Consider the following 15,206-nt stretch of genomic DNA (forward strand, 5'->3'; position numbering starts at 1 on the left):
AGTCGCCTCCGCTTTTCTATTTGGTTAAGTCCTCGAACGATTAGTATCAGTCAGCTCCACATGTCGCCACGCTTCCACCTCTGACCTATCAACCTGATCATCTTTCAGGGTTCTTACTAGCTTGACGCTATGGGAAATCTCATCTTGAGGGGGGCTTCATGCTTAGATGCTTTCAGCACTTATCCCGTCCGCACATAGCTACCCAGCGATGCCTTTGGCAAGACAACTGGTACACCAGCGGTGCGTCCATCCCGGTCCTCTCGTACTAAGGACAGCTCCTCTCAAATTTCCTGCGCCCACGACGGATAGGGACCGAACTGTCTCACGACGTTCTGAACCCAGCTCGCGTACCGCTTTAATGGGCGAACAGCCCAACCCTTGGGACCGACTACAGCCCCAGGATGCGATGAGCCGACATCGAGGTGCCAAACCTCCCCGTCGATGTGGACTCTTGGGGGAGATAAGCCTGTTATCCCCGGGGTAGCTTTTATCCGTTGAGCGATGGCCCTTCCATGCGGAACCACCGGATCACTAAGCCCGACTTTCGTCCCTGCTCGACTTGTAGGTCTCGCAGTCAAGCTCCCTTGTGCCTTTACACTCTACGAATGATTTCCAACCATTCTGAGGGAACCTTTGGGCGCCTCCGTTACTCTTTAGGAGGCGACCGCCCCAGTCAAACTGCCCACCTGACACTGTCTCCCACCCCGATCAGGGGTGCGGGTTAGAATTTCAATACAGCCAGGGTAGTATCCCACCGACGCCTCCACCGAAGCTAGCGCTCCGGCTTCTCAGGCTCCTACCTATCCTGTACAAGCTGTACCAAAATTCAATATCAGGCTACAGTAAAGCTCCACGGGGTCTTTCCGTCCTGTCGCGGGTAACCTGCATCTTCACAGGTACTATAATTTCACCGAGTCTCTCGTTGAGACAGTGCCCAGATCGTTACGCCTTTCGTGCGGGTCGGAACTTACCCGACAAGGAATTTCGCTACCTTAGGACCGTTATAGTTACGGCCGCCGTTTACTGGGGCTTCGATTCAGAGCTTCGCTTGCGCTAACCCCTCCTCTTAACCTTCCAGCACCGGGCAGGCGTCAGCCCCTATACTTCGCCTTGCGGCTTCGCAGAGACCTGTGTTTTTGCTAAACAGTCGCCTGGGCCTATTCACTGCGGCTCTTCGAGGCTATTCACCCCAAAGAGCACCCCTTCTCCCGAAGTTACGGGGTCATTTTGCCGAGTTCCTTAACGAGAGTTCTCTCGCTCACCTTAGGATTCTCTCCTCGCCTACCTGTGTCGGTTTGCGGTACGGGCACCTTTTATCTCGCTAGAGGCTTTTCTTGGCAGTGTGGAATCAGGAACTTCGGTACTAAATTTCCCTCGCTGTCACAGCTCAGCCTTCACGGTAAGCGGATTTTCCTACTTACCAGCCTAACTGCTTAGACGCGCATATCCAACAGCGCGCTTACCCTATCCTCCTGCGTCCCCCCATCACTCAAACGATAAAGAGGTGGTACAGGAATATCAACCTGTTGTCCATCGCCTACGCCTTTCGGCCTCGGCTTAGGTCCCGACTAACCCTGAGCGGACGAGCCTTCCTCAGGAAACCTTAGGCATTCGGTGGATGAGATTCTCACTCATCTTTCGCTACTCATACCGGCATTCTCACTTCTAAGCGCTCCACCAGTCCTTACGGTCTAGCTTCAACGCCCTTAGAACGCTCTCCTACCACTGACATCGTTGATGTCAATCCACAGCTTCGGTGATACGTTTAGCCCCGGTACATTTTCGGCGCAGAGTCACTCGACCAGTGAGCTATTACGCACTCTTTAAATGGTGGCTGCTTCTAAGCCAACATCCTGGTTGTCTAAGCAACTCCACATCCTTTTCCACTTAACGTATACTTTGGGACCTTAGCTGGTGGTCTGGGCTGTTTCCCTTTTGACTACGGATCTTATCACTCGCAGTCTGACTCCCACGGATAAGTCTTTGGCATTCGGAGTTTGTCTGAATTCGGTAACCCGATGAGGGCCCCTAGTCCAAACAGTGCTCTACCTCCAAGACTCTTACTACGTGAGGCTAGCCCTAAAGCTATTTCGGAGAGAACCAGCTATCTCCAAGTTCGATTGGAATTTCTCCGCTACCCACACCTCATCCCCGCACTTTTCAACGTGCGTGGGTTCGGGCCTCCATCCAGTGTTACCTGGACTTCACCCTGGACATGGGTAGATCACCTGGTTTCGGGTCTACGACCACATACTCATTCGCCCTATTCAGACTCGCTTTCGCTGCGGCTCCGTCTCTTCAACTTAACCTTGCATGGGATCGTAACTCGCCGGTTCATTCTACAAAAGGCACGCCATCACCCATGAACGGGCTCTGACTACTTGTAGGCACACGGTTTCAGGAACTATTTCACTCCCCTTCCGGGGTGCTTTTCACCTTTCCCTCACGGTACTGGTTCACTATCGGTCACTAGGGAGTATTTAGCCTTGGGAGATGGTCCTCCCTGCTTCCGACCGGATTTCTCGTGTCCGGCCGTACTCAGGATCCACTCAGGAGGGAACGAAGTTTCAACTACAGGGTTTTTACCTTCTATGACGGACCTTTCCAGATCGCTTCATCTACCCCGTTCCTTTGTAACTCCATGTTGAGTGTCCTACAACCCCAAGAGGCAAGCCTCTTGGTTTGGGCTATGTCCCGTTTCGCTCGCCGCTACTCAGGGAATCGCGTTTGCTTTCTCTTCCTCCGGGTACTTAGATGTTTCAGTTCCCCGGGTATGCCATCCATACCCTATGTATTCAGGTAAAGATACTACTCCATTACGAGCAGTGGGTTTCCCCATTCGGAAATCTCCGGATCAAAGCTTACTTACAGCTCCCCGAAGCATATCGGTGTTAGTCCCGTCCTTCATCGGCTCCTAGTGCCAAGGCATTCACCGTGCGCCCTTTCTAACTTAACCTAAAAGGTTTGTTTCTCTTATTAAATAAGAGAGAAAACTAAAATGGCGATTACTCGATGTTTCACTTGCTTCTTCTTACGATTATCTAGTTTTCAAAGAACGAATGTTTTTGAGAGATTGTACTCTCAAAACTAAACAAACAAAAAGCGGTCAACTTCTTATCAGTCCGTAAGGACTGCATTATCCTTAGAAAGGAGGTGATCCAGCCGCACCTTCCGATACGGCTACCTTGTTACGACTTCACCCCAATCATCTGTCCCACCTTAGGCGGCTGGCTCCTTACGGTTACCCCACCGACTTCGGGTGTTACAAACTCTCGTGGTGTGACGGGCGGTGTGTACAAGGCCCGGGAACGTATTCACCGCGGCATGCTGATCCGCGATTACTAGCGATTCCGGCTTCATGTAGGCGAGTTGCAGCCTACAATCCGAACTGAGAATGGTTTTATGGGATTGGCTAGGCCTCGCGGCTTTGCTGCCCTTTGTACCATCCATTGTAGCACGTGTGTAGCCCAGGTCATAAGGGGCATGATGATTTGACGTCATCCCCACCTTCCTCCGGTTTGTCACCGGCAGTCTCCTTAGAGTGCCCAACTGAATGCTGGCAACTAAGAACAAGGGTTGCGCTCGTTGCGGGACTTAACCCAACATCTCACGACACGAGCTGACGACAACCATGCACCACCTGTCACTCTGTCCCCCGAAGGGGAACGTCCTATCTCTAGGAGTGTCAGAGGATGTCAAGACCTGGTAAGGTTCTTCGCGTTGCTTCGAATTAAACCACATGCTCCACCGCTTGTGCGGGCCCCCGTCAATTCCTTTGAGTTTCAGCCTTGCGGCCGTACTCCCCAGGCGGAGTGCTTAATGCGTTAGCTGCAGCACTAAGGGGCGGAAACCCCCTAACACTTAGCACTCATCGTTTACGGCGTGGACTACCAGGGTATCTAATCCTGTTTGCTCCCCACGCTTTCGCGCCTCAGCGTCAGTTACAGACCAGAAAGCCGCCTTCGCCACTGGTGTTCCTCCACATCTCTACGCATTTCACCGCTACACGTGGAATTCCGCTTTCCTCTTCTGCACTCAAGTCCCCCAGTTTCCAATGACCCTCCACGGTTGAGCCGTGGGCTTTCACATCAGACTTAAAGGACCGCCTGCGCGCGCTTTACGCCCAATAATTCCGGACAACGCTTGCCACCTACGTATTACCGCGGCTGCTGGCACGTAGTTAGCCGTGGCTTTCTGGTTAGGTACCGTCAAGGTACCGGCAGTTACTCCGATACTTGTTCTTCCCTAACAACAGAGCTTTACGACCCGAAGGCCTTCATCGCTCACGCGGCGTTGCTCCATCAGACTTTCGTCCATTGTGGAAGATTCCCTACTGCTGCCTCCCGTAGGAGTCTGGGCCGTGTCTCAGTCCCAGTGTGGCCGATCACCCTCTCAGGTCGGCTACGCATCGTCGCCTTGGTGAGCCGTTACCTCACCAACTAGCTAATGCGCCGCGGGCCCATCTGTAAGTGTCAGCCGAAACCGACTTTCAGTTTTTCCTCATGTGAGGAAAAAGATTATCCGGTATTAGCACCGGTTTCCCGGTGTTATCCCAGTCTTACAGGCAGGTTGCCCACGTGTTACTCACCCGTCCGCCGCTAATCAACAGAAGCAAGCTTCTATTGATCCGCTCGACTTGCATGTATTAGGCACGCCGCCAGCGTTCGTCCTGAGCCAGGATCAAACTCTCCAAGAAAGTTGATATAGCTCATAAATGTTACGTTGGCTTAGTTTCAAAAAGAAACTAATAATTTATTGTTTGTTGACGTTTTTGTTTGTTTAGTTTTCAAAGAACAATTACGTTACTTCGTCAGAAGCAACTCTATTAATATATCATATCGTTTTTCACAAGTCAATGGTTTTGTTTATTTTTTTCAACTCAAACGTGTTGTTAACTCGTCATTAACGACTGCTTTAATATATTACCACCTCCATGATAGTAGGTCAATACTTAATTCTATTTTTGTTTAATTTTTTCTCTTGCTGCCGGTAAATCATCTATCTGAAGATGCTTTCTACGTATATAAACAAAGAAGCCGGCCCCATGGCCGACTCCTTTTTATTTTGTAATTTTAATGATACCTTCTTGTTTCATATTAACTTGACCTTGCTTTTCAATCACGATCTTTTCCCCTTCAGCTAAGTTTGTGAAAACAATTGGAGTAATCGTGGATGTTGCATGTTCTTTAATATAGTTTATGTCGAATTTCAATAATGGCTGACCTTGTTCAATAATTTCATCTTCTGAAACTAATGTTTCAAAACCTTCCCCTTTTAGGTTAACTGTATCGATACCAACATGGATGAGTATTTCTCGTCCTGTATCCGATAAGATCCCAATCGCATGTTTTGTAGGGAACAGGTTAACAATTTTTCCGTTAACCGGTGAAACCACTAATCCTTCTGCTGGGACAATAGCAAATCCGTCACCCATCATTTTTCCTGCAAAAACCTGATCAGGTACATCCGTAATTGGTTTTAGTTCCCCTTTAAGAGGTGCTGCAAAAACTTCATTTATACGAGCTGCTTGTAATGCTTCCGGATTCGTTGTCTCAGTCTGTATGGTTTCAGATTCACTAACCGCTCGAGGACGTTTTCCAGACATGATATCTTTCATTTGTCCTTTAATGGTTTCGGAACGTGGTCCAAAAATAGCTTGAATATTGTTACCTACTTCAAGCACACCTGCAGCACCAAGTCGTTTCAATTCATTTTTGTCCACATTTTTAATGTCATTTACAGAAACACGAAGACGAGTAATACAAGCATCTAAATTGGCGATATTTTCTTTACCACCCATTGCATCTAATATATTTCCGGCTAAATCCCCGGAACTTGCTTTTCCAGTTACAGCTGGACCTTCCTCTTCCTCTAATTCACGACCAGGTGTTTTTAGATTAAATTTACGAATCGCAAACCGGAATCCGAAGTAATAAATAACGGCAAATACAAGACCTACCGGTATTACGATCCAAGCATGTGTTTGCGGGTTGATTAGCCCGAATAAGATATAGTCAATTAAACCGCCTGAGAAAGTCATCCCGATTTTTACATCTAATAAGTGCATCACCATAAATGATAAACCTGCAAAAACAGCATGGATACCAAATAATATTGGTGCAACGAATAGGAATGAGAACTCAATTGGTTCAGTAATACCTGTTAAGAATGCGGTTAGACCTGCAGATGCCATTAAACCACCGACAAACACTTTCTTTTCAGGTTTTGCTTCATGATAAATTGCTAATGCCGCAGCAGGTAGACCAAACATCATGAATGGGAATTTACCGGTCATAAATGTACCAGCAGTAAGATTTTTCACGTGGTCTGAGATTTGAGCCATAAAGATACGTTGGTCACCGTGAACAACCTGGCCAGCTTTTGTCGTATAGGTTCCGAACTCATACCAGAATGGAGAATAGAAAATATGATGTAGTCCAAATGGAATTAATGCACGTTCTATAACCCCGAAAATAAATGCAGATAGAGTTAAATTAGCATTTACCATGTTGTTCGAGAATGCGTTCAATCCAGACTGGATTGGCGGCCAGATAATAAGCATGACTAGACCAAGAATAATTGCTGTACCAGCAGTGATAATTGGCACAAAACGTTTACCTGCAAAGAACCCTAAATAAGATGGTAATTCAATCTCGTAAAATTTGTTATATAGAGAAGCAGCAATAATCCCAACGATAATTCCGCCGAATACTCCTGTTTGAAGTGTTGGTACACCTAGGACACTTACATAACTTGTCCCATTAATCTCCTTCGCATCAATACCTAACACTGTACCCATTGTTACATTCATAATTAAGTAGCCAATGATTGCGGCTAAACCAGCTGTACCTTCTCCCCCAGCTAACCCTACAGCAACACCGACCGCAAATAACAGCGGCAAGTTACCAAAAACAATATTACCAGCATTTTGCATTACATTTGCAACCATAGCAACCCCACTATTATCTAACCAAGGGGCTATGTTTAATAATGCTGGATTTACTAAGGCAGCACCTATTGCAAGTAAAATACCAGCGGCTGGTAAGAGGGCAACCGGAAGCATAAGTGCTTTACCGACTTTTTGCAAGACGCCAAATGCTTTTTTAAACATTATCATTTCCTCCTAATTTCGTTTTAGCTCATAAAGCGTTTACATATTGATAAAAAAACAACAAAAAAGCATGAGTAAAAGTTCAATCGAATGAAGCTATGGGTATAGAATACCCTAATAACTTCCTTTCAATTAATCCTTTTTTACTCATGCCTGATCGAATCAGTAACACATAAAAAAATAGTAACTATTTAAATTTGTTTTGAAGTCTTTGTAGATGCATCGTTAAATAAACGGCTTCTGCATCAAAAACCTTCTTTTTCAATGTTTGCTGCATCACTTTAATGAGCTTCCATGAGAGATTATAGCATACTGGATATTCATCTTTCAAGAGGGAAGCAATTTTTTTTGGTTCCGCTACCATTTCACCTTTCAACACACGTTCGATTGCAAAGCGAAGATGGCGCACAAGCCTCATATAATCGATACTTTCTTTATCAATTTCGATTTCAAACTGCTCTTCAACCATTTTAACTAAATGGCTGACAAGCTGTGAATGTTGATTTACGTCAGATAAATCTTTATTCGTAATGGCACTATGAATGTGCAAGGCAATAAAGCCAATCTCCCCAACTGGAAGACTGATCCCGGTCATTTTCGCAATGTACTGAATAACTTCTGTCGCTACTTCATACTCATGGCGATACAGCGTCTTTGTTTCTACTAAAAATGGATTCCTTATTTCCATGCCTTGCGACACTCTGGTAAGGGCAAACATTAAGTGGTCGGTCAACGCAACATGAATATGTTCATTTAATCCAGAAGGAATACGTTGTTTTATTAAATCAATAGCTGAAATAATAACTTCTAAAAAATCATTATCAATAAATGGCAGCAGCTTGATGTAGTTCTCTTGTTCTTTCTCATCATTTAAAACAAAAAGCTTTTCAACCGCATCGGTATCGATAATGTCCCCTCGTTTCCGATTGAAGCCAATACCTTTACCAATTAAGACTACTTCTTTATAGGAAGGGTGTTCAGCGATTAAGACATTGTTATTTAATACTTTATCTATTTTTAAGTTTGCCAAACCCTCCACCCCCGTTTCTTCCTACAACACCTAATATTTTCATGTTATAAGAGGTGAAACAGGAAGTCAACGACAATGTTCGACAATTCTATGTGAAAACCCTTAGAAAATTATTCGAATTTCATCCCTTTTAATCCCACAAAAAAGAACAGGATCGTAAATCCTAACAACACTGCAGAATCCTGCATGATTGTTCCACTATGCAGGCTGCCGCTAATAATTTCTTTAAAGCCAGACATTGCCCATGTTTGCGGGACTGCCAAAGCAATTTTCTGCATGAGATCAGGGACCACATCGATTGGCCAATAGACACCCCCAAGCATACAGGTGCTTACGATTAAAACAGCACTAATTGCGGTGGCCTGCTGTTTCGTTTTAACGAGCCCGGCAATCATGAGACCAAAGCCGACCACACATAAGATCACTAGCGATGCAAATGGTATGATATAGAAGAGATTCCCCCAGTCTGTAGCAAAGAGGATCTTCATCGTCGTCATCAGAACTGCCAGTTGAATCCACCCCATAAAAAAATACGACAACAAATAGCCTAAAATGATCTGCAGTTTACTGGCTGGAGAAATGATCAGCCTACCCCATGTCCCCCCGATTCGTTCATCAAGGATGGCAGAAGCTGTGCCAGACAGACCAAACATCATAAACATAATGGCAAAACCGACAAACATTAAATTGATTTCTACTTGGTTGTTTTTTTCCTTTTGAATGGTTTGCTTTTCAACTGTCACCCCTTTGTTCATGACAATGGACTCCAGCACCTTCGGCAGCGCGTCTCCTTCAAGCTTAGCAGTGGATTGATGGGCATGCAGCACAAGTCCGGCCGTTCCCTCTAATTGGGCAGAAAGAACTAAATAATCTTCTGTTTTTCTTTGGACGATTACATCAAACAAAGGCTTCTGCTCTTGAATTCTTTGCTGAATATTATTAGGTATCACAACAGCGGCTACTGCATCCTGGGCAGCGACATTTTGTTTAGCAATTGTTTGGGTGGCCTTTTTCCAGTCAAAATGGTCATCCTTCTTTAACAGTTTTAAAATCTCTATGCTTTCCTTAGAATCACTAAGAACAACATTAACTAAAGGTTTGGTTTGTTCGGAATTCACGGCAATACCGCCGAAGATCCAACTAAATAAAGCCGGCATCACAAACATAAGCACCCATGCACCAGGTGATTTAAAAAACTCCTTCAAGCGAAGCAAAAGGATGGTCAAGATTTTACGCATATTGCCCCCTCCTCTCCATGGTAAGGCGAAATAAGCCGATAGCAAAAAAGAATATGCCTAACCCTATGGATCCGGCGATGGCAGGCATAATTTCCAGTAGTCCTGCTCCGGACATCAACTCCAAATAGGTTTGCAGGGCCAATCCATTTGGCAATAATTTCGTGGCGAAAATGACCCAATCAGGAAAAATATACAAGGGCGCCATACTGCCTCCGACTGCCGCCATTATTTGTGTACCAAACATCCCCGCCACATTAAAAGCTTTTTCAGTTTTGATAAAGGAACCCGCTAATACACCAAGGCCACTGGCATTTACGACAAAGGCAAATGTCAGAAAAATAATCCCTGGAATCGAAGCACCCCAGTCAACCCCGAAGAGAAGATTGGTGCCAGCAATGATAATCCCAGCTTGAATTAAACAAATTACAATTAATCCCAGCAATTTTCCGAGAAGATAATTCGAATAAGTTAAATTCGTCAGGAGCAATCGTTTAAACACTTCTTGTTCTTTCTCGAGGATCATAGTGGAGACACCTTGAACGACTGTCATAAGTAAAAACATGACACCCATTGCTGCGGCATAGTATTGAAAGGAACTAACCATCTTTGTTTCAGCATCGACAGTGGTTTCTTTAAGAAGCGGTTTGCTTCCATACCCATCTTGAACAACCGTGCTTTGACCTCCCGCTTGGACAGGCTGAGCCAACTGCGAAGCCGCCGCCTCAATCGGAATCGACTGAGAAAACTGTTCAATCACAGTTTGCACAATGGTTGCCTTAATAACGGTGTCAGGCACCGTTAGCAGCTTCACTTTTGTTCCCGCACCGCTTATTAATGATTGGGTGAAGTCATTTTGGATGATAATGCCAACAGACAGTTTATGGTTTTCTATCTGTTTATATAATTCGTCTTCTTGGTAATATTTCACTTTGAACTGGGTGGATAGGTTTTTAGAGAGGACTTCGTCTGTTAATACTTTACTTAGCTGACCTTGATCCAAATTAACGACACCAAGGGTAAACTTTTTTATTGAAATTTCTTCGTCTTCTTTCATCATATTCCCAAAGGCTGATCCTAAAATGGCAATTAACAGAAGCGGCATCAAAATCAAGGTTAGAAAGGCTTTTTTATCACGTGCAACAAGAAGTAAATCCTTCCGCGCTAGGAACCAAAATTTCATTATCTTCGCCCCCTAATCCCTTAAGCTTCGTCCGGTCAGATGTAAAAAGACACTTTCGAGGTTTGGTTCGACAATATCCACCGATGTAATCTTTGTGCCGACCTTTGTCACTGACTGAATAAAATCACTTAATACTAGTTGTGGCTCTTTATGAAAAACCATGACTTGATGATCTTGAATTTGGATATCCTCCTCTGCAAAATGCGCGGCTAATGTTTCGGATATTTTTTCCATATGGGCGGTGTCTTTATCAATGGTTAGGATGATTCGCGAATGATCACCAATCGTTTCTCTAAGCTCCCGTAATGTACCGGACGCAATTAATTGGCCATGGTCGACAATCCCAATCCGTTCACAGAGGTATTCCACTTCCTCCATATAATGACTGGTGTAGATAATTGTCATCCCTTCGTTATTTAATCGTTTGACTGTCTCTAAAATATGATTTCTGGATTGTGGGTCAATACCGACTGTTGGTTCATCCATAATTAATAATTCCGGTTGATGCAAAATCGCGGCCCCAATATTTACACGCCGCTTCATCCCGCCAGAGAAGGTCTCGATTTTATCCTTTGCCCGCTCGGTCAACCCAATAATTTCGAGCACCTGATCCACACTTTTCTCGAGTGCCTTCCCTGATAAATCGTACATTCTACCCCAAAATTTCAAATTTTCCCGTGCTGACATCGTCTGATAAAGAGCAATCTCCTGCGGTACAACCCCAATCCATTTCTGTGCCTGCTTTGGATTCTTGTTCACATCAATCTCTTTAATATGTATTTCACCAGAAGTCGCTGGAAACAAGCCTGTAACCATATTAATGGTTGTTGACTTACCTGCACCGTTTGGCCCCAGCAACCCGTATGACTCTCCTTTCTCTACTGTAAAAGAAACACCCTTCACAGCCTCAAAATCCCCAAAGGACTTTCGCAAATTCTGAACGGTTAGCATGTTCATTGGTAACCACTCCCTTTTCCAATCATTTCCTCGCACCTATATCATACAAGGATACTATTGAAATTGTAAGATGATTATACTAATTTTTACCATTTAAATAATTCCATAGTAGTAATCATTTAAACACTCATAAAAACATAAAAAAGGGAACTGCCAGTTTCGCAGTCCCCTCAGGAATTATTTTAAGAAAATAAAGTATAGAACAAAGATGATAAAGAAGAAGTACATGACTGGGTGAATTTCTTTTGTGCGGCCTTTAACCGCCATCGTAATTGGATAAAAGATAAACCCTACGGCAATACCGGTTGCAATACTGTATGTTAATGGCATAGTAATCATTGTTAAAAAGGCCGGAACAGCTATTTCAAACTGTTTCCAATTAATTTTCCCTAATGAAGAAACCATCAATACCCCTACGATAATCAAAGCAGGTGCCGTAACAGCAGATGTAATCACCGATAATAACGGGAAGAAAAAGAGTGATAATAAGAATAAAACAGCTGTTACTAGAGAAGCAAAACCAGTTCTTGCCCCCGAAGCAACCCCAGCGCTTGATTCAACGAACGAAGTAGTTGTCGATGTACCAAGAATCGCACCAACACCAGAAGCAATTGAATCGGAAATTAATGCTCTGCCTGCACGAGGAAGTTTATTGTCCCTCATAAGACCAGCTTGATTTGCAACTGCGACAAGTGTACCAGCATTGTCAAAGAAATCAACAAACAAGAACGTTAAGATAACACCAAGCATAGCAGTCGTGTAAAACGAACTATCCCCAAAAGATGAAAATGCTGCCCCAAATGTAGGTGATAAACTTGGAACTTGGCCAACGATTTGATGTGGTACTTTAATTTCTCCAAAAATCATTCCAACAATGGCCGTAATGATCATGCCATAAAAAACAGCACCTTTAATTCCTCTTGTCATCATGATGACAGATATTACAATCCCAAAAATGGTTAGTAATGGGCCAGGAGCTGTTAAATCCCCTAATCCAACAAGTGTTGCATCATTGTTGACAATGAGTTGTGAACTTTGTAAACCAACAAAAGTAACAAATAAACCAATTCCTGCACCAATGGCATGCTTTAAATCAATAGGAATCGCATTGATGAGTTTTTCACGAAGACCTGTCAATGTTAATAAAAAGAAAACAATTGCGGATATAAGCACAGCACCTAGCGCATGCTGCCAAGGAATACCACTACCTAAAACAACGGAATAAGCAAAGAAGGCGTTTAAACCCATGCCCGGTGCTAATGCAAGTGGATACTTCCCAATCAGCCCCATGATAATCGAACCTAAGGCCGATGCAAGAGCAGTTGCCACAAAAACAGCACCATAATCCATTCTTAAAGCATCTGGAAAGTCCTTCACTGAAGTAAGTGATAAGGTTAACGGATTGACGACTAGAATATAGGCCATGGCCAAGAAAGTCGTAACCCCGCCTATAATTTCACGGCGATAATTCGTTCCGTATTTTTCAAATTCAAAATATTTCTTCATGTGTCTGCCCCCATTTTTTTCTTGTGTTACGCAAAAAAAGCTCCAGTATTCTTCTACCGGAGCGTGACGTAGGCTGTGTATTAATAGAGGAATAGAGCTGCCTCTTGTAAAAACACTGCCTCGTAGTCAAGCCATTTACGGTAGCTCGGTAGAAACTTTTGGGCCATATTCCCAACATTATACGATGCAATTTTTTATTCACTTTTAAGTCCTTTTTTATAATAACAGGAAATGTTGAGCTTGTAAATAAAAAATACGAACGATGTTATAAAAAATTACAACATCGTTCGTACTTTGATAAGTTTGAACTCGAATAACTATTTAGCTCTATCGCCCTCAGACAATTCTGCTATTCCTACTCCCACTCAATCGTAGCTGGCGGCTTGCTGGTAATATCATAGACAACCCGATTTACATGGGCCACTTCGTTAACAATTCGCGTCGAGATGACCTCGAGGACATCCCATGGAATTCGTGCCCAGTCAGAAGTCATACCATCAATGGAAGTAACCGCGCGGATCCCAATCGTATAATCATAGGTCCGTGCATCTCCCATCACACCGACACTGCGAATGTCCGGCAGAACGGTAAAGTATTGCCAGATTTCACGGTCAAGCCCGGCCTTTTTAATTTCCTCGCGTAAAATCCAGTCGGATTCACGGACAATTTCAAGTTTGTCTTCAGAAATAGCTCCTAAAACGCGGATGCCAAGCCCGGGACCAGGGAATGGCTGCCTCCAAACAATATCATCAGGGATACCTAGCTCAGTGCCAAGTGCCCGAACTTCATCCTTAAATAACGTGTTTAATGGCTCAATCAGTTTAAATTGCATGTCTTCCGGAAGCCCGCCGACATTGTGGTGAGATTTAATCGTTTGTGCGGTCGCTGTACCGCTCTCAATAATGTCCGTATATAGCGTTCCTTGGGCCAAAAACTCAATGCCTTCAAGTTTTGTTGCTTCATCATCAAACACATAAATAAATTCATTACCGATAATTTTCCGCTTTTTCTCTGGATCGGAAACGCCCTCTAACTTTGATAAGAAGCGGTCTTTTGCATCGATCTTGATGACATTCATATGAAAGCCCTCTGCAAAAGTCTTCATTACGCTTTCCGCCTCATTTTTACGAAGCAAACCATGATCAACAAAAATACATGTTAACTGGTCACCGATTGCTTTATGGATTAGAACTGCTACTACGGAAGAGTCCACCCCGCCGCTTAGGGCACAAAGGACTTTTTTATCACCGACCAGCGCACGAATCTTTGCCATTTCAACTTCAATAAAGTTTCCCATCGACCAGTCGCCACTGCAGTTACAAACGTTAAACACAAAATTCTTCAGGAGCTCATTTCCATAAACAGAATGACGTACCTCTGGGTGGAACTGCACTGCGTAAAGCTTGCTTTCTTCGTTGCTCATTGCTGCAATTGGACAATGCGGATTCGTACCATCGACGGTAAACCCTGCTGGCGCCTCAACCACTAGGTCGCCATGACTCATCCAAACGGTTTGCTCATTAGGCAGCCCGGTAAATAAAGCGGATGGATGTTCAATGGTCATGGTTGCCTTTCCATACTCACGCTCTTTTGCCTTTTCAACCTTCCCATTAAAATGAACAGTCATCAGCTGCATTCCGTAACAAATCCCTAAAATCGGCAGACCCATATCGAAAATGGCCTCATCACAACGGAAGGAGTTTTCATCATAAACACTGTTTGGACCCCCAGAAAAAATAATTCCCTTTGGATTCAATTTGCGAATTTCTTCTGCGGTTATGGTATGCGGATGCAGTTCACTGTAAACGCCGAACTCACGAATCCGTCTGGTAATCAGTTGATTATATTGGCTTCCAAAATCTAAAACAATCACCATATCTTGATTTTCTGTCAAAGCAGCCACCTCAATTTTCTAAAGTTATTACTAGCATTTACCAAAAGTAAAAAAAATAAAAAAAACTAGAATTCTCCCTTTAAAATATCAGGAAGGCAGAATTCTAGTTATCTCGCAAATATATCTTATAGAAAAAATTCTGCCTTCATAGTCAGGCCATTTAAGGTGACCCGGTAGAGACTCTCGAACCTTATTTTCGAGGATATATGAAGGAAACGTACCTATTGAGAAAAGCACAAGCACCCGCAGGTTGTTTGCACTAAACATTAATTTGTTCATATTGTATCAAT

7 protein-coding genes, 2 rRNA genes and 2 riboswitches are annotated in these 15,206 nt (G+C 43.9%); all 9 genes read right to left on the reverse strand.

The features are described from left to right. Positions 1-20 precede the first annotated feature (20 nt). Positions 21-2,956, reverse strand: a 23S ribosomal RNA gene (locus AC3ANL_RS24800). Between the two features lie 190 nt (positions 2,957-3,146). Continuing rightward, positions 3,147-4,696: ribosomal RNA gene (locus tag AC3ANL_RS24805) — 16S ribosomal RNA — on the reverse strand. Together the 16S and 23S rRNA genes form the textbook arrangement of a ribosomal RNA operon. 363 nt (positions 4,697-5,059) lie before the next feature. Further along, on the reverse strand, positions 5,060-7,111 hold the full coding sequence (gene ptsG / locus AC3ANL_RS24810) for a glucose-specific PTS transporter subunit IIBC (RefSeq protein ID WP_488326969.1): 2,052 nt from the start codon (positions 7,109-7,111) through the stop codon (positions 5,060-5,062). 187 nt (positions 7,112-7,298) lie between these two features. Further along, positions 7,299-8,141, reverse strand: coding sequence for a glucose PTS transporter transcription antiterminator GlcT (glcT, locus tag AC3ANL_RS24815; protein WP_488326970.1), 843 nt, complete (start codon positions 8,139-8,141; stop codon positions 7,299-7,301). A gap of 110 nt (positions 8,142-8,251) precedes the next feature. Further along, on the reverse strand, positions 8,252-9,379 hold the full coding sequence (locus AC3ANL_RS24820) for an ABC transporter permease (RefSeq protein ID WP_488326971.1): 1,128 nt from the start codon (positions 9,377-9,379) through the stop codon (positions 8,252-8,254). Then, positions 9,372-10,559 (reverse strand): ABC transporter permease, encoded by a 1,188-nt coding sequence (locus AC3ANL_RS24825; protein ID WP_488326972.1) that lies wholly within the window; start codon positions 10,557-10,559, stop codon positions 9,372-9,374. The genes AC3ANL_RS24820 and AC3ANL_RS24825 overlap by 8 nt, the downstream gene beginning before the upstream one ends. A 12-nt stretch (positions 10,560-10,571) precedes the next feature. After that, complete coding sequence (locus tag AC3ANL_RS24830) at positions 10,572-11,510, reverse strand: ABC transporter ATP-binding protein (RefSeq protein WP_488329829.1); 939 nt, start codon at positions 11,508-11,510, stop codon at positions 10,572-10,574. Between the two features lie 183 nt (positions 11,511-11,693). After that, complete coding sequence (locus AC3ANL_RS24835; RefSeq protein ID WP_488326973.1) at positions 11,694-13,022, reverse strand: NCS2 family permease; 1,329 nt, start codon at positions 13,020-13,022, stop codon at positions 11,694-11,696. 103 nt (positions 13,023-13,125) lie between these two features. Beyond that, positions 13,126-13,227: riboswitch (purine riboswitch) on the reverse strand. Between the two features lie 150 nt (positions 13,228-13,377). Beyond that, a complete protein-coding gene (guaA, locus tag AC3ANL_RS24840; RefSeq protein ID WP_488329830.1) occupies positions 13,378-14,898 on the reverse strand; it encodes a glutamine-hydrolyzing GMP synthase in 1,521 nt (506 codons plus the stop codon). Between the two features lie 146 nt (positions 14,899-15,044). Next, positions 15,045-15,146, reverse strand: a riboswitch (purine riboswitch). Positions 15,147-15,206: the final 60 nt, after the last annotated feature.

This window comes from Neobacillus sp. DHD-1R (assembly GCF_057747995.1).